Source organism: Nonomuraea sp. GTA35 (genome assembly GCF_041950525.1).
In the GTDB taxonomy this organism is placed as follows: domain Bacteria; phylum Actinomycetota; class Actinomycetes; order Streptosporangiales; family Streptosporangiaceae; genus Nonomuraea.
Map to the genome: position 1 here is coordinate 257,172 of NZ_JBGNUV010000009.1, position 19,981 is coordinate 277,152.

Annotated in this window: 14 protein-coding genes; 6 read left to right on the top strand and 8 right to left on the bottom strand. The window is 70.5% G+C overall.

What is annotated here, in order from left to right:
* Position 1 precedes the first annotated feature (1 nt).
* On the bottom strand, positions 2-580 hold the full coding sequence (locus ACBJ32_RS35530) for a hypothetical protein (protein ID WP_375130480.1): 579 nt from the start codon (positions 578-580) through the stop codon (positions 2-4).
* A 207-nt stretch (positions 581-787) separates the two neighbouring features.
* On the opposite strand from ACBJ32_RS35530, the gene ACBJ32_RS35535 reads away from it, so the two are divergent.
* Positions 788-2,194 (top strand): dihydrolipoyl dehydrogenase family protein, encoded by a 1,407-nt coding sequence (locus ACBJ32_RS35535; protein ID WP_375130481.1) that lies wholly within the window; start codon positions 788-790, stop codon positions 2,192-2,194.
* Positions 2,195-2,319: 125 nt separating this feature from the next.
* Here ACBJ32_RS35535 and ACBJ32_RS35540 read toward each other — a convergent pair whose 3' ends face one another.
* From ACBJ32_RS35540 to ACBJ32_RS35555, 4 genes are all read right to left on the bottom strand, one after another.
* Complete coding sequence (locus ACBJ32_RS35540) at positions 2,320-2,772, bottom strand: STAS domain-containing protein (protein ID WP_375130482.1); 453 nt, start codon at positions 2,770-2,772, stop codon at positions 2,320-2,322.
* A 23-nt stretch (positions 2,773-2,795) separates the two neighbouring features.
* The gene (locus tag ACBJ32_RS35545; protein ID WP_357882471.1) at positions 2,796-3,335 is read right to left on the bottom strand and encodes a MarR family transcriptional regulator; all 540 of its coding nucleotides are present in this window, start codon (positions 3,333-3,335) and stop codon (positions 2,796-2,798) included.
* 41 nt (positions 3,336-3,376) lie between these two features.
* Positions 3,377-4,372 (bottom strand): hypothetical protein, encoded by a 996-nt coding sequence (locus tag ACBJ32_RS35550; RefSeq protein WP_375130483.1) that lies wholly within the window; start codon positions 4,370-4,372, stop codon positions 3,377-3,379.
* A gap of 129 nt (positions 4,373-4,501) precedes the next feature.
* A complete protein-coding gene (locus ACBJ32_RS35555) occupies positions 4,502-5,707 on the bottom strand; it encodes a hypothetical protein (RefSeq protein WP_375130484.1) in 1,206 nt (401 codons plus the stop codon).
* A gap of 281 nt (positions 5,708-5,988) precedes the next feature.
* Here ACBJ32_RS35555 and ACBJ32_RS35560 point away from each other — a divergent pair, with 281 nt between their 5' ends.
* The 3 genes from ACBJ32_RS35560 (at position 5,989) to ACBJ32_RS35570 (ending at position 10,579) form a co-directional block, all read left to right on the top strand.
* The gene (locus tag ACBJ32_RS35560; RefSeq protein ID WP_375130485.1) at positions 5,989-8,139 is read left to right on the top strand and encodes a transglycosylase domain-containing protein; all 2,151 of its coding nucleotides are present in this window, start codon (positions 5,989-5,991) and stop codon (positions 8,137-8,139) included.
* A 228-nt stretch (positions 8,140-8,367) separates the two neighbouring features.
* Positions 8,368-9,339 carry a LacI family DNA-binding transcriptional regulator gene (locus ACBJ32_RS35565; RefSeq protein WP_357882484.1) on the top strand — a complete coding sequence of 324 codons (972 nt, stop codon included), beginning with the start codon at positions 8,368-8,370 and terminating at the stop codon, positions 9,337-9,339.
* Positions 9,326-10,579 (top strand): serine/threonine-protein kinase, encoded by a 1,254-nt coding sequence (locus ACBJ32_RS35570; protein WP_375130486.1) that lies wholly within the window; start codon positions 9,326-9,328, stop codon positions 10,577-10,579. The genes ACBJ32_RS35565 and ACBJ32_RS35570 overlap by 14 nt, the downstream gene beginning before the upstream one ends.
* Positions 10,580-10,707: 128 nt before the next feature.
* Here the strand turns inward: ACBJ32_RS35570 and ACBJ32_RS35575 are convergent, their stop codons facing one another.
* On the bottom strand, positions 10,708-12,072 hold the full coding sequence (locus ACBJ32_RS35575; protein ID WP_375130487.1) for a cellulose binding domain-containing protein: 1,365 nt from the start codon (positions 12,070-12,072) through the stop codon (positions 10,708-10,710).
* 261 nt (positions 12,073-12,333) lie between these two features.
* Between ACBJ32_RS35575 and ACBJ32_RS35580 the strand changes: the two genes are divergently transcribed.
* The gene (locus ACBJ32_RS35580; protein WP_375130488.1) at positions 12,334-13,395 is read left to right on the top strand and encodes a lytic polysaccharide monooxygenase; all 1,062 of its coding nucleotides are present in this window, start codon (positions 12,334-12,336) and stop codon (positions 13,393-13,395) included.
* Positions 13,392-13,916, top strand: a complete 525-nt coding sequence (locus tag ACBJ32_RS35585) for a hypothetical protein (protein WP_357882496.1) — start codon at positions 13,392-13,394, stop codon at positions 13,914-13,916. The genes ACBJ32_RS35580 and ACBJ32_RS35585 overlap by 4 nt, the downstream gene beginning before the upstream one ends.
* A gap of 278 nt (positions 13,917-14,194) precedes the next feature.
* Here the strand turns inward: ACBJ32_RS35585 and ACBJ32_RS35590 are convergent, their stop codons facing one another.
* On the bottom strand, positions 14,195-17,029 hold the full coding sequence (locus tag ACBJ32_RS35590) for a glycoside hydrolase family 9 protein (protein WP_375130631.1): 2,835 nt from the start codon (positions 17,027-17,029) through the stop codon (positions 14,195-14,197).
* Positions 16,972-19,866: a glycoside hydrolase family 48 protein gene (locus tag ACBJ32_RS35595; RefSeq protein ID WP_375130489.1), complete on the bottom strand. Its 2,895-nt coding sequence runs from the start codon at positions 19,864-19,866 to the stop codon at positions 16,972-16,974. The genes ACBJ32_RS35590 and ACBJ32_RS35595 overlap by 58 nt, the downstream gene beginning before the upstream one ends.
* Positions 19,867-19,981: the final 115 nt, after the last annotated feature.

A 19,981-nucleotide genomic window follows, 5' to 3' on the forward strand; every position in this document is an offset into this window, starting at 1 on the left:
CTCAGCTGCCCGCGAAGAGCGTGCGCCGCACCCAGTACGCACCGGCTCCGAGCAGGGCGGCGCCCGCCAGGCTCAGCGGCACCACAGGCACCGACCGGCTGTCCTCGGCCCCGCTGCCGGCGGTTTCGCCTGCCCGTGAGTTGCTGACGTTGACCGCGTCCAAGCCGGACCCGGTGGACCCGCTCCGAGTGGACCCGGTCAGGGCAGTGCTGTCTTCGACGGCCCCCTTGTCGGCGGTCCCGCCCATGCCGGTGTCCACGCCACCGCGCGGCGCGCTGCCGTCGTCGTCATCGTCGTCCCGCGCGGCCGAACCACCCACGCCGGTATCCACCCCACCCCGGGGCGCGCCGTCATCGTCGTCGTCCCGCGCGGCCGAACCGCCCACGCCCGTGTCCACCCCGCCCCGGGGCGCGCCGTCATCGTCCCCGCCGCCACCGTCATCGTCGTCATCGTCCGCCGTCGTCTGGATGCTCGTCAGGGTGACCGCCTGCGCCGCCGTCGTCGTGACGAGGGTGGCGGTGGCGCCCAGTCCGAGTGCGATCGCCAGGGCGAGCAGCGCCCGCCTTAATTCCTGAGGCATGTGCTCCTCCTAGAAGCCGGTCGCGGGATGTCCGCGGCTGGATTCAGCGTGTCGAGGGGGCGTTGGACCACGATGAGGTCGAGATGAAAGGACTCTCACGGCTCCCCGGCCGGCTCGGGCGACGCACCGGCCGGGCCGCGTTCGCGGACCGCCGACCGCACGTGAAAGCATTTCCTCGATAGCCGAACGAGTCTTGTGGAGGCAGGGGTGGCTGACGAGTTCGATGTCATCGTGATCGGGGCGGGGCCCGCCGGTGAGAACGTCGTGGACCGGGCCGTGCGGGGTGGTCTGACAGCGGCGATCGTCGAGGAACGGCTGGCCGGCGGCGAGTGCTCCTACTGGGCGTGCGTGCCGAGCAAGGCGCTGCTGCGGCCGGTCGACCTGGCGGGCGAGGTCTCGCGGGTGCCCGGCCTCTCGCTCGGGCCGATCGACGTGGCCAAGGTGCTGGCCAGGCGCGACGAGGCCGTGTCCGGTTACGACGACGCCGGTCAGGTGCGCTGGGTCGAGAGCGTCCCCGCCGAGTTCGTACGCGGCCGCGGCCGTCTCGACGGCCCCAAGCGCGTACGCGTGACGACGGAGACCGGCGAGGAGCGCGTCCTGACGGCCCGCCAGGCCGTCGTGCTGGCCACGGGCAGCACCGCCGCCATCCCGCGCACGCCCGGCCTGGCCGAGGCGTCCCCGTGGACCAGCCACGAGGTGACGGCGGCGACCTCCATCCCCGAGCGGCTGGTCGTGATCGGCGGCGGCGTGGTGGCCTGCGAGATGGCGCAGGCGATGCACGGGCTGGGCGCGCGGCAGACCACGGTGCTGGTACGCGGCGGCCGGCTGCTCAACCGCATGGAGCCGTTCGCGGGTGAGCTGCTCGCCGAGTCGTTCGCCGAGGCGGGCATCGACGTACGCACCCACACCGACGTCGCCAGGGTCGAGCGTCCCGAGCCCGGCGGGAAGGTCACCGTGCACCTGCCGGACGGGCCGCCGCTGGAGGCGGACGAGCTGCTGGTGGCGACCGGCCGGCACGCCGCGACCCGTAACCTCGGGCTCGCCTCGGTGGGCCTGCCCGAGGACAAGCCGGTCGAGGTGGACGACAGCCTGCGGGCGACCGGGGTCGAGGGCGGCTGGCTGTACGCCGTGGGCGACGTCAACGGGCGGACGCTGCTGACGCACATGGGCAAGTACCAGGCGAGGATCTGCGGTGACGTGATCGCCGCGCGGGCGCGGGGCGACGAGCTGCCCGCGATGCGGGATCTCGCGGGCGGTTACGGCTCGCCCCAGGTCGTCTTCACCGACCCGCAGATCTGCGCGGTCGGCCGGACGGAGGAGGCGGCGCGCGCGGACGGCTTCCGGGTGCGGGTGGTGGACTACGACATGGGGGCGGTCACCGGGGCGTACCTGATGGGTGACGGCTACCGGGGCAAGGCCAGGGCCGTCGTGGACGAGGACAGGAAGGTGCTGCTCGGCGTCACGTTCGCGGGCCCCGGCGCGGCCGAGCTGCTGCACGCGGCCACGATCGCGGTGACCGCCGAGGTGCCGCTCGACCGGCTCTGGCACGCGGTGCCGTCGTTCCCGACGGTGAGCGAGATCTGGCTCCGGCTGCTGGAGGCCTACGGTCTGTGACGCGCGAGCGGACGTGGCCGGCCGCACCGAGCCCGAACGCGGCCGGCCACCGGCGCCTGCGCGATGGCGGGCGCCGGCGAGCCGGGCGGGCCGCCTTCTGGATGGGCGCTGCCGTCACGGGCGGATCAGCCGAGGTCCCGCCGTACGTTCAGGCGCGAGATGATCGGCGACCGTGAGCTCGCGGCGCGCTCGCCGATTCCACGATCTCCCTGCTGCAGCATCAGCTCCGCCACCGTCTCCTCGACGCTGTCGCGCAGCTCGACGTGCGGGAGCAGGTCCGTCAGCCGCAGCACCGACAGCAGGTGGTCGGAGGGACGGACGACGAAGATCCGGCCGCTGCCCTCCTCGGCCATCCGCTGCATCGCCATCGCCAGCACCCCGATGACCGACGAGTCGTAGAAGTCGAGGTCGGCCAGGTCGAACACGAGGGTGGGGCCGGGCGACCAGTCCCACACGGCGTTGATGCGGGCACTGAACCGGACGCGCCCCGCGTGGTCGAGCACACCGCTGGCACGCATGACCGTGCAATGCAGATGCCGGGTCGTCTCGATTCGCAAACCGCTCATGCCCACACGCATCCACTGCCCGGTGAGCGGCGTTATCACAGGTGATCGCTATTTTTCCGGGTCCATTGGGCACCGCCGTCCCCGCGCTTACCAAGAGGACCGTTGACCAGCTTGCGCATGAGCTCGGAGAGCGTCTCGACGTCTTCGGTGGTGAGCGGGGAGGCCAGGCGGGCGAGGTTGGCGGCGTGCTCGGTGAGCGCGTCGTCGATGACCCGCAGGCCCTCCTCGGTCAGCTTGACGCGGAAGCTGCGCCGGTCGGCCGGGTCGAGGCTGCGCTCGACCAGCCCGGCGGCCTCCAGCCGGTCGAGCCGGTTGGTCATGCCGGCCCGCGACATCATCAGCACGTCCGACAGCTCGGAGGGGATCAGCGTGTACGGCGGCCCCGCCCTGCGCAGCGCGGCCAGCACGTCGAACTCGCCCTGCCGCAGCCCGCGCTTGGTGAAGACCTGGTCCACCTGCGGCATCATCAGCCGCGTGACCTGGGCGAGCCTGCCGAAGACAGCCATGGCCGACAGGTCGAGGTCGGGCCGCTCACGCCGCCACTGCTCGATGATCCTGTCGATGGCGTCGCCCATGACCTCGCATCCTAGCCGCCGGGGCGGGCGATGCCGGGCTCCTAGTGCGAGGTGCCCGACTCCAGGGTCGGCACCGCGCCCGGGCACGGGGCGAGGATCACCAGCAGCGGCGAGCCGGCCGGGCTGGCCAGCTCGAGCTCGGTGACGTTGCCGTGCGCCTGCTGCTCGGGCGCCCCCAGGTCCCCGTCCCTGAAGCTGATGATCCGCTCCACGGACGGCGCCGCCGAGTGCAGCAGCTTCCTGGTGGCGTGCCGGAGCCAGCGCAGCTCGCTGTTGACCCGCCGCCACGTCGCGGGGATCATGCTCACTGCCTCGGCCCTGGTGCCCAGCCGCAGCGTGATGCGCCCGCTCGACCCGAACCGGTCCTTCAGCACCGGGTTGACCACGAACATGCCGGACCGCAGCGCCCGCACGCCCTGCCGGTTGACGTTGGCCAGTCCGCCCGCGCTGATCAGCGAGTACAGCTCGCAGCGCGACCCGTCGAGCGTGTCCGGGTCGTAGTCCACCGGCGGCGGCTCCTCGAACACGACCTTGTCCAGCCGCACCCCGGCCACGCCGTCGGGAGCGACGCGCCCGGCCACGGCCTGGCGCACCGAGTCGCAGACGCCGTCGCCCTCGGTGATGTCCAGCGCCTCGACGCAGATCAGGCCGTCGTCGGGGATCTCCTCCGGCGTCAGGTCGAAGGCCACCCTGGCGTGCGCCTTCTTGCCGCGCAGCAGCACGCACTGGCGCAGCCGGCCCTGGGACCGGATCTGTACGAGCCGCGGCAGCGTGGTGGCCTCGGCGCGCCCGCTGTGCCAGCCGCTCACCGACCGCTCGTCCGCCGACAGCGACACCAGCACCCGTAGCGGCCGACCCTGCGCCGAGACCTTGAACCCGGCCAGCCCGGACGTCTCGAACCTGCCCACGATCTGGCTGCCGCGCTGCAGCCGGTCGGTGACCTGCAAGGAGGCGACCTGGCCGCTGGTCAGGTGGACGGGCGGGATGGCGGGAAGGATCACCTGGTCCAGATCGGTGGCGGATCCTGAGCTGCTCATGTGAGGCTCCTGGAGGGAATAGGTCCGGCCGTGTCGTGGCGGCCGTTCATCGGATGCTGCGGGCGGGGATCGGCCCCGCCGGGTCGAACGAGCCGGCAGGGATCGGCCCTGCCGGCTCGCGAAGGATGCTCATCGGGTGCTCCCCAAGGTGCTCAGCGCCGCCGGGTCGCCGAAGTCGAGGCGGGTGAGCATGGGCTCGCGCCGCTGCCACATCCGCCCGACCGCCCTGTACAGCGGATCGCCCCCGGGCTCCACGTGGCGCAGGTTGACGGCGAGCGCCCGCGCGTAGTCGTCTCCCTGCTCCCAGTGCGGCAGGAGCTGGGTGGGCACGTCGGCCCCGCAGCGGCGCAGCCACAACCACAGCCGGGCGCGCTCACGCTGCTCGGGCCCGAGGATGGACTCGCCCTTGGCGTGCTGGGCGATGGCCTCTTCGAGCAGCCGCCGGTGCTCGTACGGCGAGCCGGCCACGTGCGTGCTCCCGCAGGCGCCGCCCTCCGACCAGCCGGCCTGGATGACGGGGATGCCGAAGGCGGGCAGGTCGCTGTCGCCGAACGTGACGCCCACGTCCGCCATGCTCCACACCATGGTGGTCGACAGCGTCCCGCTCACGCACCGGATGCGGGGATGGTCGGCGGCGGGCACGGGGTCGAGGAAGAGCCAGTTGGCGCTCTCGTCGGCGGCGGCGAACTCGGCCGTCGTCCCGAACAGCTCCGCGTCCCGCGCCGGCACGTGCCCGAGCACCGCGATCGTGGGCCGGTCGGCGTCGATGCCGAGCCGGGCGCAGCCGTGGTGGCGGAGCTGGCGGCGTTCGGTGGCCGTGCGGACCTGGTAGCCGCTCCTGGCCCGCCAGGCGACCCGCTCGGCGCTGGGCCGGATGAGTTCCCTGTGCGGCCAGACGTGCCGCTCGAAGAAGGCGCCGACCCTGGCGGGCAGTTCGTCCTGGATGGAGCACGGCCCCTGGTCGGGGAAGAGCGCGTACGCCTGCAGCGTCCCCGTCCCGTGCACGTGCACGACGGGGATGTCGCGTGGCACGGCCCGCTCGGCCTTGCTGGTGACGAGCGCGGCGGGCGGCAGCTCGGGCCGCGGGTCCTGCGCGGCGCCGAACGCCCGGGCCAGCGGGCTCCACTCGGGCCTGGTCAGCACGGCCAGCCGCGCCGAGAGCAGCCCGCAGACCGCCCTGGCGACGGTCAGCGTCCGCACCACGATGCGCAGATCCTCGTCGTACGCCTCCGCCACGACGCATCCGTCACCGCCGGGGGTCTCTCCCCAGCAGGTCCTGGCGGCGGCGAGCAGCCGTTCGACGTGCCCGCCGTCCTCGCCGACACGACGACGCATAAGCCCCTCCACCAAGGCAGCAAGAAATGCCCTGGTAGACGTTGCCAGAAGGGCCCTGACCGGCCGCGCGGGCGACACGGTTCTTTGCCGTAGCGTGGCGGAATCCCGAAGAACCTCAGAAGGGTTCACCAGCCCCACGCTGCACGAACCCGCCGATGACCCCGATTTCGGCGAAAAACCCCGAACAATCCGGGCCTGCCGGACGTCCAACTTTTACCTGGAGCATGTGATGCCCGGGTTTAGGATGCACCATATTGCCAGGATGGGGAGGTTTTACCAGCATGGGTTCCCGTTTGTCGAGTGTCGCACGCCTGACGGCGGCGGCCGCCGCCGCCGGCGTGGTCGCCGCGGCCATCGCGCTGCCCGCGGTCGGGGGGACAGGGGCGATGTTCGTCTCGGCATCGGAGGACCTCGGGATCAAACCCGAGGACCTCAAGGAGCCCCCTCTCGCGGAGAAGACCACGGTCCTGGACGCCAACGGCAACCAGATCGCGCAGTTCTACGAGGAGTACCGCGAGACGATCACTCTCGACCAGGTCGCCCCGATCATGAAGACGGCGATCATCTCCATCGAGGACTTCCGCTTCTACGAGCACGGCGCGATCGACATCGAGGGCACCATCCGGGCCCTGGCCAAGAACTTCACCTCCGGCGGCATCGCGCAGGGTGGCTCGTCCATCACCCAGCAGTACGTCAAGCAGGTGCTGCTCAACTCGGCGACCACCGACGAGGAGCGGAACGCGGCCCTGGAGGCCAGCTACGCGCGCAAGCTCAGGGAGCTGCGCTACGCGATGGCGGTCGAGGAGAAGTACACCAAGGACGAGATCCTGGAGAAGTACCTCAACATCGCCTACTTCGGCGCCCACGCCAACGGCATCGAGGCGGCGGCCAAGCGCTTCTTCGGCGTGAAGGCGTCCGAGCTGAACCTCGTGCAGGCGGCGACCCTGGCCGGCGCCGTGCAGGACCCCAACGCCACGGACCCCAACCTGGGCAAGGCGCAGCGCAAGAGGCTGCTCGACCGGCGCAACGTGGTGCTCGACCGGATGGCCGAGCTGAAGAAGATCACCCTTGAGGAGGCGGCCGAGGCCAAGAAGAAGCCGCTGGGCTACAAGGGCACTCCCCTGCCGGGCGGCTGCGAGGCCAGCCCGTATCCGTACTTCTGCATGTACGTCCGCAACGAGGTGCTCAGCAACAAGACGTTCGGCAAGACGGCCAAGGCCAGGAGCCAGTTCCTCAACCGGGGCGGCCTGACGATCCAGACGACGCTGGACCCGAAGATGCAGAAGGCCGCCGAGAACGCGATCAAGAAGCACGTGTTCGCCTCGGACAACCCGGTCGCCGCCGAGGCGCTGGTGCAGCCGGGCACGGGCCAGATCAAGGCCATGGCCGCCAGCCGCAAGTACGGCCAGAACAAGCGCAAGAAGGAGATGTCGTACAACGTCGTGGCGGACGCCGTGCACGGCGGCGGCATCGGCTTCCAGGCGGGCTCGACGTTCAAGACGTTCACCCTGATCACGGCCCTCGAGGAGGGCATGAAGGTCAACGACGGCTTCTCCGTCGGCAGCGGTTACCGCGCGCCGTACTACTCCACGTTCAAGAACTGCAAGGGCGAGAACATCGGCGACCCCTCCCACACCGTCACCAACGACGAGGGCGGCGGCGGCTTCAAGTCGCTGCAGACCGGCACCTGGGGCTCGGTGAACACCTTCTTCATGAAGCTGGAGGAGCACGTCGGCCTCTGCGACACGATCAAGACGGCCAAGTCGCTGGGCATCAAGCGGTCCGACGGTCTGGATCTGACCGAGTACGAGACGTTCACGCTGGGCACCAACGAGATGGACCCGGTGACGGTGGCCAACGCGTACGCGGCGATCGGCGCGCGCGGCAAGTACTGCAAGCCGATGGCCATCACGAAGATCACCGACCGCGACGGCAAGGTGACGAACTACAAGCCCGACTGCAAGCAGGCCCTGGACCCCGAGGTCGCCGACGCCGCGGCGTACATCCTGTCCGGCGTGTTCACCAAGGGCACGATGCGTGGCGTGGGCGGCATCGGCCGGCCCGCCGCCGGCAAGACGGGCACCACGGACGCGCAGGCCACCGCCTGGTTCGCCGGGTTCACCCCCGACCTGGCGGGTGCGGTCAGCATCGGCGACTCGCGCGGCGCGCAGAAGTACAAGCTGAACAACGTCACCATCGGCGGCAAGTACTACGGCTCGGTCTTCGGCGCCTCGATCCCCGGGCCGATCTGGAAGGACACCATGATGGCCGCGCTCAAGGGCACGCCGGCGACGGAGTTCACCCCGATCAACAGCAGCCGCTTCGGTGGCTGCGGCGCCGGTTGCCAGCCGGTGCAGCGCTCGGACGAGCCGGAGGGCGACGACGACTCGGACGGCCAGCTCGAGGACGTGGACGTCGCCGATTTCGACTGATCTTGGGTAGGAGGGGTTTCCTGATCGCCGGATAAGACAAATCGGGCATGGACAATATGCCGTGATCCACATCCGGCACAGAAACCTCTATCGGTTACCAGTGCCCCTAGCTGAGCAAATTCGGAGTGCGTCCGTACTGCGGGACGCACTCCTTGCAAAGGCCCTATTAACAGCGGCGAAACATTGGTAACGTGGGAGCGCTCCCAGGATCTTTCCGCGAGGTGCTCCATGACCGAGCAGCCCACACTGGCACAGGTGGCGGCCGCTGCAGGGGTTTCCCCCGCGACCGCATCTCGAGTCCTCACAGGCTCGGTGCGGGTCAGTACCTCGACCCGCCGCCAAGTCTACGATGCCGTGTCCCGAATGGGATACGTCCGACAACGCGCACCCCGGGGAACGGCCGCCAAGACCATGGCCGACGGCGTCACAGCAGTGGTCTGTGACCATTTGCCCCGGCTCTTCTCCGAGCCTTACTACGCCAGGCTCCTGTCCGCAGCGGGCGCCGTGATAGCCGAGCACGGCACCCACCTCATGGTGACCACCGTCACCCCCACCTCCTCCACGCTGCCCGCGTTATCCGGCGCGGTGCTGATCGTGGGGGCGCGAGAGCGTCACCCCCTGGCGATCAAGTTATCCACCTCGGGCGTCCCCGTCCGCAACATCGGACGCCCGCCCCACGACCTCAAGCTGCCGTTCGCCGACGTCGACAACCTCGACGGCGGCCGCCAGGCGGCCGAACATTTCCTCCTATCGGGCCGCCGTAACGTGGCGGCCATCGGCGGCCCGCCGTCCTTACCCGGCGCCCGCGACCGGTTGGAGGGCCTGGTACGCACCCTGCAGGCGGCAGGAGCGCCCGACGTACCCGTGGCCTACGGGGACTTCACCGCCGCGTCGGGCACCCATGCCATGCAGTGGCTGTTACGCCATGCCCCGGGCCTGGACGCCGTCTTCGTCGCCTCGGATTTGATGGCGGCGGGCGCGATCCAGGCCCTGCGAAGAGCAGGACGCAAGGTGCCGGCGGACGTGGCGGTGATCGGGTTCGACGACGCCCCGGTCGCCAGGCACACCGTCCCGGCCCTGACCACCATCCGCCAGCCCGTCGAGGAGCTCGCCACGGTCGCCACCCGGCTGCTCCTGACGGGGGCCGCGGGGATCGACCCCGTGCTCCCAACGGAACTGGTCATCCGTGAGTCGGCTTGAGCCTGGGGACGTACTGGCCCGCAGGTATCTGTTGCTGGACCCGCTGGCCCGCGGGGGCATGTCGGTCATCTGGCGTGCCTTCGACCAGTCCCTGCACCGGATGATCGCGGTCAAGGTGCTCACGGCCTCGCTGCACACCGACCCGGGAGAGCGGGTCAGCGTACGCAGCGAGGCCCGCGCCGCGGCCAGGTTCATCCACCCCGACTCCATCGAGATCTACGACTACGGGGAGACCGTCACCACGAGCGGCGGCGTCGCGGCCTACGTCGTGATGCCGCTGCTCGACGGCACCCCGCTGGCCGAGCGCATCGAGAAGGAGCCGCTGCCGTGGCCGGAGGCCGCGGCCATCGCCCTGCGGCTGGCCCGCGTGCTGATGGCCGGGCACGCCCGCGGCCTGGTGCACAGGGACGTCACGGCGGAGAATGTGCTGCTCACCGCCGACGGCCCCAAGCTGCTCGACTTCGGCATCGCGGCGTGGGCCGGCGACCCCGACGACGACCGCGGCACCCCTCCCTACGTCGCCCCCGAACGGCTGCTCGGCGCGCCGACCCACCCGGCCGTCGACGTGTACGCCCTCGGCGTGCTGCTGCACACCATGCTCACCGGGCGCACGCCGTACCCGGGGACGACGTGGGAGGAGATCGAGGCGGCGCACAGGACCGAGCCGCCGCCCCGGGTGGCCGGCGTGCCGTACGCGCTCGCCTCGCTCTGCCAGCGCTGCCTGGCGCACGAGCCGGAGGATCGCCCGACGGCGGCGCAGATCGTCTCGGGGCTGACCTCCACGCTCGGCGCGGCGACGCTGGGCCGCCACGTGCGGCGCGGGCTCACGGTGGCGAGCTCGGCGGCGCTCGCGCTGTCGGCGCTGCTGTGGTTCCAGCAGACTCCGGCGCCCGAGCCGCCGCCGAAGCTCGCCCAGCCCACGCCGTCACCCACGGCCAGGCTGATCGAGAGCTCGCCAGGCGCGGTGATCACCGTCGAGCAGGCCGCGGCCGGCTTCACGACCGTGCTGCGGGCGCGGACCCCGTGCGGCGCGACGGACGACGACGTCGTGCTCGACCTCACGCAGGTGCTGCAGAACGCCCTGACGCCGCAACACGGCCCCTCGGCGCGGTCCTCCGGCACCAGGAGCCTGCGCCAGAAGCTCTCCGACCGCCTCAGGGAGGGCAGGCTCACCCCCGCCTGCCTGAGCGAGCTGGAGGCGCGGCTGGACGATCTCGACACGGCGCTGCGCCACGACTGACGAGCACGATGACGAGCGCGATTGACGAGCACGCTCGACGAGCACGATTGATGAGGGGTACGGCAGCACCAGCCGTACCCCTCCGTCGCGCGGGCCGGGCCCCTCGCAAAGCGTGCCCGCGCGAGTCCTCATGAGCAGGTGTATCCGCTGGGCACCTGCGTGTTCCCGGTCGGCCGCGAGGCCTGGTAGCCGAACGTGGTGCTTGCCCCGGGCGCCAGGTTCCCGTTGTGGGCCAGGTTCCTGACCGTCACCGTGCCGCCGCTGACGGTGTAGGTGCCGCCCCAGATGCCGGTGATCGTGTGACCGGACGGCAGCGGGAACGTGACCGTCCAGCCGTTCAGCGTGGACGTGCCGCGGTTGGCGACGGTGACCGGCTGGATGACGTACCCGTTGTTCCAGGAGGTCTGGGTGGTGGGCGTGACGGCGCAGCCCCCGCCGCCGCTGCCCGGCTGGGTGGTCACCGTGACGGTGGCCGAGTCGGGCGAGAGGTTGCCGGCGGCGTCCCTGGCCCTGATCCGGTAGCGGTAGGTGGTGGACGGGCTGAGGCCGGTGTCGGTGTAGGAGGTGGCGGTGCCGCCGCCGACCCGGGTGAAGGTGTCGCCGGTGGCGCGCAGCACGTCATAGCCGGTCACGCCCACGTTGTCGGTGGAGGCGGCCCAGGTGAGGGTGGCGGAGGACGAGGTGACGTTCGAGGCCGACGGCGTGCCGGGGGTGCTCGGCGGGGTCGGGTCGGAGGTGCCGCCGCCCGTGCCGAACGAGAAGGAGTTGACCGCCAGGCCGGTGCCGCCGATCCAGGGCTCGAAGCCGGCCTGCACGCTGGTCAGGTACCACGACCGCTGGCCGTAACCCCGGCTGACCACGTCGGAGTAGAAGGTGTCGATGGTGAAGTCGAGCGAGGTCGCGGGCGAGGAGCGCACGTACGAGATCACGTTCCAGCCGATGTTGCCGAACCAGACCTGCCACGTCGCGCCGGCCAGGTTCACGGTGCCGACCTGGGAACCGATCGGCTGGATGGAGCCCTGCCGGTTGAGCCAGATCATCAGCTCGGCGCCGGTGTTCTGGCCGTCGGTGCGGGGCGTGGGGTCGAACCACAGGTCGTAGGAGGCGTTGTAGGTGCCCGAGCCCGGGTACGTCATGCTGACGCTGCTGCGCAGCGCCGCGAAGCCCGAGGCGCTGGCCTGCATGGGCAGGTTGCTGCCCGTGGTGCAGTTGGCGTAGTGGCAGCCGGCGTAGATCGACGGGTAGCCGGCGGGGGCGCCGCTGGTGGAGTTGTTGTGCGCGGCCTGGGTGACGGTGAAGCCGCCGCTCTGGTTGACGTCGATGCACTGGGCGGTGTCGGCGCCCCAGACGTTGTTCTGCACGATGTAGCGGTTGCTCTGGATGCTCGTGGAGCCGTACTTCTCGCAGATCACCGGCGCGGCCTGGGCCGGAACGGCGAACAGGCCGAGGGCGAGTAACGCCCCGATGATCAGGTGGATGTGCGCGTGCCTCATGGCGTGTTGCTCCCGCCTCTCTGACAGGGGAGTGTAGTGGGAGCGCTCCCAGCATTCAGCCTCCTTGGGGGTCACGAACGCGGCAAGCACGTACGCATGCCGGTGAGGTGGAGCGGGCCAGGCCACCAGCGGAAACCGTGACCAAGATCGGCTGAAAGTTTCACTGAACGTTGTCGGATTGCGCCGGGCGTGATTCAATGCGCTCGCCGGGCGGGCAGGTCGTGGGCAGGTTTCCTCTGTCGTCAGCGCAAGGGAATCCCCATGAAGTTCTTCAAGTCGGCGGCGATCACCGCCGTCCTGGTCCTGATCACCTCTGTCTTGATGGCGCCTACCCAGGCGCAGGCCCACGGCGTGTCGATGTTCCCCGGCAGCCGTACGTTCCTGTGCTGGCAGGACGGCCTGCGGGACAACGGCCAGATCCTCCCCTACAACCCAGCGTGCGCCGCCGCGGTCAACCAGAGCGGCGCGACCCCCCTGTACAACTGGTTCGCGGTGCTGCGCTCCGACGGCGCCGGCCGGACCACCGGATTCATCCCCGACGGGCAGATCTGCAGCGGCGGCACCGGCGGGCCCTACGACTTCTCGGCCTACAACGCGGTCCGGTCCGACTGGCCGCTGACCCACTTGACCTCCGGGGCGAGCATCCAGATGCGGCACAGCAACTGGGCCGAGCACCCCGGGTCCTTCAACTACTACGTCACCAAGAACGGCTGGAACCCGAACGGGCCGCTGAAGTGGTCCGACCTGGAGCCGTTCGGCAGCGTCACGAACCCGCCCAAGTCCGGTGGCGCCGGCGGGCTCAACTACTACTACTGGAACGCCCAGCTCCCGTCCGGCAAGAGCGGCCGGCACATCATCTTCACCCACTGGATCCGCTCGGACAGCAACGAGAACTTCTACAGCTGCTCCGACGTCGTCTTCGACGGCGGCAACGGCCAGGTGACCGGGGTGGGCCCCGGCGGCAGCACCCCCGGCCCGTCCCCCACGGTGACGCCCACCGAGCCGATCCCCACGGGCGCCTGCACGGCCACGTGGAAGGCCACCAACACCGGCTGGGCCGGCCACTTCCAGGGCGAGGTGACCGTCAAGAACACCAGCACCAGCTCGATCAACGGCTGGACGGTCAAGTGGACCTACAACAACGGTGAGGGCTTCGAGGGCTCGCCGTGGAACGGCGTGCTGGCCGGGCAGCCGCCCAACGTGACGGTCAAGAACGCCACCCACAACGGGCAGCTCGGGCCGAACGCGTCCGCCACGTTCGGCTTCAACGCGACCGGCTCGGTCCCGGCCACCGCCCCGACCCTGACCTGTACCAGCCCGTGATCAAAACCCGTCGCGGGCTCATCGCGGCGATCGTCACCCTGGCCGGCGTGGTGCTGGCCGGGGTGACGTTCTTCGTTGCCAGGCAGCCGTCATCGACGCTCAACGACGAGCTCGCCGCCCAGGTGACCCTGATACTCGAGCAGGCCTCGCCAGGCGAGCACCACGCCCACGGCCACAGCTTCGAATCCGGCGTCGTGTGCGCCGTGGAGCCCTTCGGCACCGAGCCCCCGAACGCCACCTCGCTGGTCGAGGTGCGGTGGGTCTACGCCCGCCACATGTGCGCGATCACCGGGGACAGCCCGGACTGGGCGGCCTCCGTACGGGCCTCGGGCCCGATCGCCGTGAAGATCGACATCCCGCCGGAGGTCCGGGTGCCCAAGGCCGGGGCCGGCTATCCGGACCGGGTCAGGCAGCTCATCCCCGAGCGGTACCACACGCTGGCGTTCGAGGAGTTCTCGGACGACGCGGCGATCGAGGCCGCGCGCGAGCGGTTCGCGCTGGCCTCCTCGGCAGCGAAATAGGCACCCCGGCCCCGGGTCCCCGCCCCCGGCCCCGCGGTCCTGGGACCCCTGGCCCCGGACCCACGGATTCACCAACCCACGGATTCACCAACCACGGGCACACGAAAACGGACGCGGCCGAAGCAGAGGTGTCGGCCGCGTCCGTCCCATCCGGGCGGGGATGGTTTTCGGGCAGGGATCAGATGGGTTAGTGCCTCACCTCCTCATACGCACCTGTGGGTCTTGGGGTTCAGGTGGAACCGCCCCCGCCGCGGCTGCGGCGGGGGCGGGATCGTGGGTCAGGCCGGGGTGCAGGTGATCGGGTCCGGGGTGGCGGACGTGCCGTTGGCGATGAAGCCGAACGTGGTGGTCGCGTTCGGCGCGAGCGCGCCGTTCCACGCCTCGTTCCCGACCGTCACCGTCCCGCCGGACACGGTGTGCTTGCCGCCCCAGAGCTGGGTGATCGAGCTCTGGGAGCTCCAGGCGACCGTCCACGCGCGGGTCGCGGACGTGCCGGCGTTCTTCACCGTCACCTCTGCCTGGTACGAGCCGCCCCACGAGTTGACCACCTTGTAGGTGGCCGTGCACCCGCCGGCCGGCGCGTCGGTGGTGGTGAACCCGGTGCCGTCGGAGGCGGCCGAGCTGTTGCCCGCCGCGTCCCTGGCCACCACGGTCACCGTGTACGCGGTGCCCGGCGTCAGCCCGCTCAGCCCGAACGACGTCGTGCCGGCCGTGCCTGCCTTGGTGGACCCCAGGTAGACGTCATAGCCGCTCACGCCGACGTTGTCCGTGGACGCCGCCCAGCTCACCTGCGCGCCCGTGGCGGTGATCCCGGACACCGAGGGCTTGCCCGGCTTGCTGGGCGGCGTCCCGTCCACCGTGTCCGAGGTGGTGAACGCCGTGCTGTCGGACTGCGCCGAGGTGTTGCCTGCCGCGTCCCTCGCCACCACGTGGGCGGTGTAGTCCGTGGCAGGGGTGAGCCCGCTCAGGTCGAACGACGCCGTGGTGGCCGTGCCTACCTTCGTGGACCCCAGGTAGACGTCATAGCCGGTCACGCCGACGTTATCGGTGGAAGCGGTCCAGCTCAGCCTGGCCGAGGAGCCCGTGACCGCCGAGACGGCGGGCTTGCCCGGCTTGCTGGGCGCGGTCGTGTCCTCTTCCACCGGCCCTGGCGGCTCACCCCAGATCTTGGTGGCGCCGCTGTAGAGGGTGATGTTGTCCGTACGCGCCGGCGTCGTGCCGGGCGTGGTCGGGATGTCCTGGTAGGACCAGTCGTTGGCCGGGTCCCAGGTCCCCGAGCTGCTGATCCTGAACTGCACCTCCCTGCGGTGCTGCGACTGCCCGGCGGGCGCGATGTCCTGGCCCGAGCAGTCGATCGACACGTAGTACGTGCTGCCGCTCGCCTGGTGCAGCGTCGGCGCCTTGCACTGCGTGTAGGCCGACGACACGCTGATCTGCGAGGCGGTCGTCGAGCCGTCGAGGGTGAAGTAGTAGCGGAAGGAGCCGTCGGACAGGACCCTGGCGGGCCAGGCCGACTGGTTGCGGACCAGCGCCTTGATCTCGGTGAAGGTGCTCCCCGAGGCGTTCACGCCCGCCTCGACGAAGATCTCGGGCCCGACCGGGGTCTCCGCCACCGGGAAGTTGGCCGCCGGCGCGCCGCCGTACTCCTTGTACAGGCGGGCCAGCGCGCTGGTGAAGCCGGCGTTGTAGTCGGTGGCGACCTCGTTCATGACGTAGTCGTCGCGCTTGTCGGTGTAGGCGTCGTCAGGGCTCGGCGGGCCGCCGACGAGCGCGCCGTACAGGGTGTGGCGGGTCTGCTCGGGGTTGGTGATCTGGTCGGTCCACGAGCCGTGCGCCGTGCGGTGGTGCGGGTTCTTCGGCGGGTTCGCGCCGAAGCCGACCACGTAGGAGGAGTTGCGCGGGTTGTCGCCGAGCGCGTAGTTGATCTGCCGTACCGCGAAGTCGTGGTAGCGGGCCTTACGCGTGGCGTCGGTGATCGTGTCGCTGTGCACGAGCGCCGCGAACGCGGTGTTGGCCGCGTAGCGCAGCGAGCCCCACCGGTCCAGGACGGCCTGGCCGCCCGGCGAGTACGCCACCTTCTGGCCGTTCACGCCGACCGTCCAGAAGTCGAGCCAGCGGTTGGCGTCGTCCAGGTACTGCTGCTTGCCGGTCAGCTTGTGCAGCAGCACGTACGCGCCGTACGACTTGTCGTCCCAGGCGATCGTCCACTTGTACGACTTGGTGGTGCTCTGCGGTTCGGTGCCCAGGTTGGCGTAACCGCTCTCGGCCTTGGCCAGGTAGGAGGCGTCGTTCGTGGCCCGGTAGAGCCAGATCGCGCCCCACACCAGCTCGTCGTTGAAGCCGCTCCAGGAGTTGTAGAAGCTGGAGGCGTCGGTGATGCACTCGCTGTACTTCTTCCTGACGGTGTCGGCGAAGGAGTACAGCTGCTTGGCGTGCGTCACCAGCGTGTCGGCGTACGACGGGTTCGTCGGGCGGAAGACGATCGAGGAGGCCGCCATCGCCGCCGCCGTCTCGCCCGCCAGGTCCGACCCGCCGCACGAGGCGTCGATCTTGTACGCCGGCCGGTTCATCGCCATCGCCTCGGCCGGGCCCCACCAGGCGTGGTCCGTGCCGCCGTTGCCGACCTGCCCGTAGAGCACGTTCGGCGACGGGTGGGCCTTGATGAAGTAGTCGTTGACGAACTTGAGGTTGTTGAGCAGGTGGGTGAGCTGGCCGGAGCCCGCGTACGCGTCGCGGTACTCCACCGCGCCCCAGGCCAGCATGGTGGCGGAGAACGCCATCGGGAAGCCGAACTTGACGTGGTCGCCCGCGTCGTACCAGCCGCCCGTGAGGTCCACGCCCACGTCCTCGCCGTCGTTCATGCCCGAGTCGCCGCGCCAGGAGACGCGGTTCCAGTCGGGCAGCGCGCCCGACTGCTGGGCCTCGTAGAACCACAGCGACTTCTGCAGCGCCTCGCCGTACGCGAAGGCGGGTGCGGCGGCGGAGGCCGCCGGCCCCGCCCCTACGGAGAGGGGCAGGACCAGCGACGCCGCAGCGATCAGAGCTGCCTTTCGGATCACGGGAAGAGCCGCCCGTACTCGGCCAGGGCGACGGCGACGTCCACCTGCGCCCAGAACCGGTGGTAGTTGAAGACCGGCGCGGGGCCGGTGCCGTTCAGGAACGCCTGGACCCTGGGCCAGTCCGGGTCGTCCTCGTAGAACGACCTGATCGACAGGAACGTGGAGTTCGCGTTGATCGGGTCGCCGTTGGGCATCTCGCCGGTCCAGCCCGGCGGCACGTAGACCGGGTCGTCCACCCGCTGGTAGTCGGTCTTGGTCTCCGGCACCGAGACGCCCTCGGCGTCACGGTTGTCCCAGATGCCGTCGAGCAGCGCCTTGGCCGTGTCGCGCGCCTCGGCGTGGTTGGCCTTGGCCGCGTAGTACATCAGCACCTTGGCGTACGCGCCGGCGACGCCCACGTCCTGCGTGTGGTCCACGACGGTCACGTGCAGGCCGGGGTTGGCCGGCGGCATGCCCGTGGTGGCGCTGAAGTTGCCCGCGGGCTGGCCCGTCCACCGCAGGGTGGAGGGGATCTGGTAGCTGCCGTCGGCGTTGATCGTGGTGTTGTCCAGCGCCCACGCCACCCACTTGTCCAGCAGCGCCTTGGCGTCGGCGTTGCCGGTGGCGTAGTAGAGCTGGGCCACCCGGTCCATGGTCCACGCCTGGAAGCCGAACCACTGGTTCGACGGCGGGTCGTGGTAGACCGGCTGCCAGTCGTAGGCCATGCCGTGGAACTTCGGCAGGCCGGCCGGCGGCGCGCTGTAGCTGCCGTTCCAGCTGTTGGTGGCGCCACCGGCGATGGCGCCCTCGGCCGACTGCAGCCAGGTGTAGAACTGCAGCTGGCGGGTCAGGCTGGTGCTCCAGTCGGTCGCGCCGGTGGAGCTCTTCGGCTTGAGCTCGGTCACGTTGGACAGCGCCCAGGCCGCGAACGGGTTCTGGTAGCCGGAGTGGTTGTGGCTGGAGCCGATGCGCCAGGCCCAACCGGCGTTGGAGTCGGTCGCGCCGCCCCAGGCGTAGTACCAGCTCAGCAGGTAGTTCGAGGCGTTCTTGCCGGTGCCCGCCGGGCACGACGGGCTGGTGCACCCGGGCTGCTTGAAGTACTTGTCGTACATCGCGTAGCGCAGGTAGTCGCCCATCTTGGCGGCCTTGGCCACGGTGGCGGAGATGTCCCCGGCCTTGTTCTGCTCCTTGGCCCAGGTCAGCGCCCAGTAGGCGGCCTGGACGGCGCGGGCGTCGGCGTCGGGGGCGTTGGTGTACTTCCACTGCTTGGCGTACGAGGCGTCCTTGGTGAACAGGTCCAGGTAGCCGTTGGGTCCGCCGTGGGCGAAGGTGTCGCAGGACGGCTGCGGGATCGTCTCGAAGACCGACTCCTCCGGGCCGCGCTGGTAGGTGTTGATGTAGGCGGGCTTGGTCGTGCCGTCGCCGCAGCGGCCGAAGCCGTAGGTGTTGTCGACGTCCAGCAGCCAGTGCATGCCGTAGATGTCGCGGGTGCCGTACGCGGACTGCAGCTCGCTCGCGATCGGGTCGGTGCCGACGCTGACGCCGGAGTCCAGCTGCGACGGGTAGTTGCTGATCGTGTTGTGCTCGGGCGCGTACGTCGCCGGCTTCGAGGCGTTGTAGAAGGAGTTCGTCGGCTGGTCGGCGGTGGCCGGGATGATGTACTTCTCCATCGAGGCCCACGCGGTGTTGAACTTCGACCAGTCGCCGGTCACCCGGCCGTACGCCGCCTCCAGCCACAGGTAGTAGCTGTAGGCCTCGGACGTGGTCTCGTGCCCGTGGTCCGGCGCCTCGACCAGGAAGGTCTCGATCGAGTGGTACGGCACGCCCTCGGGTGAGAAGTAGCCGTTGGCCGGGTCGTGGATCTCGTTGTAGAGCTCGACGAACCGCTGGACGTAGACGTTGTCGCCGCCGACGTCGTCGTCCGCCTCGTTGGCGGTGACGTCCACGGGGGTGTAGCCGGTGGCGCTGACCCGGATGACGGCCGATCCGGCGGTCGTGTCGGCGTCGTCGGCCGCGCCGAGCGTGAAGGTCTGCTCGGTGTTCCAGTTGGACGGCGTGAACGTCCTCGACGCGGGCGTGGCGACCGTGAGGTCCGCGTCACCGCTGGCGCGGGCGGCGGAGACGGTCACGTTCGCCGACGGGGCCTGCGACAGCTTCACGCCGAAGGTCGCGGTGCCCGTCTCGGGCACGGACACGGTCGTCGGGCTCACCACGAGCGCCGGGCCCGTGTCCGGGGAGACCGTGATCCCGGCCGGGGCCGAGGTGGTGACCAGGCCGGCGTTGTCGGTCGCCCTGGCGGTGATCGAGTAGCTGCCGGCCGCCACGTTCTGCCAGTTGTAGCTGTACGGCGAGGAGGTGTCGGTGCCCAGCAGCGTGGAGCCCTGGTAGAAGTCGACCTTCGCCACGGTGCCGTCGGCGTCGGCGGCGTTCGCCGAGATCGGCACGGTGGCCGGGGCGGTGAACGTCTGGCCGGCGGTCGGCGAGGTCAGCGACACGGTGGGCGCGCTGCCGGTGCCGCCGCAGGTGACGCCGTTCACGCTGAACGAGGTCGGGTTCGGGTTGCTGCCCGTCCAGGTGCCGTTGAAGCCGATGTTGGTGGAGGCGCCGGTGGCCAGGCTGCCGTTCCACGGCATGTTGGTGCCGGTCACGCGGGTGCCGGACTGGCTCCAGTTCGCGCCCCAGCCGGTGGGGGTGTACTTCTGGCCGGTGGTCGGGTAGTCGAAGGCCAGCGACCACGACGTGATGGGGTCGCCGGTGTTCTTCAGCGTGATGCTGGCGGTGAAGCCGCCCTGGCCCTGGCCGCTCGTCCACTGGTTGGCCGCGTACGTCACGTCGCACGCCACGGCCGCCCGGGCGGGCGCGGCCGTGACCGCCGAGGTCACACCCGCCACGAGGACAAGGGTCGTGGCCACGGCGAGGCGTTTCGATAAGCGGGTCAAAAGGATGGGAGGTCTGTACTTCACGAGGTCTCCATGGGAGTAGGGGTGTGGGAGCGCTCCCAAAGTGGATTGTGGGTGCCCTCCGGCG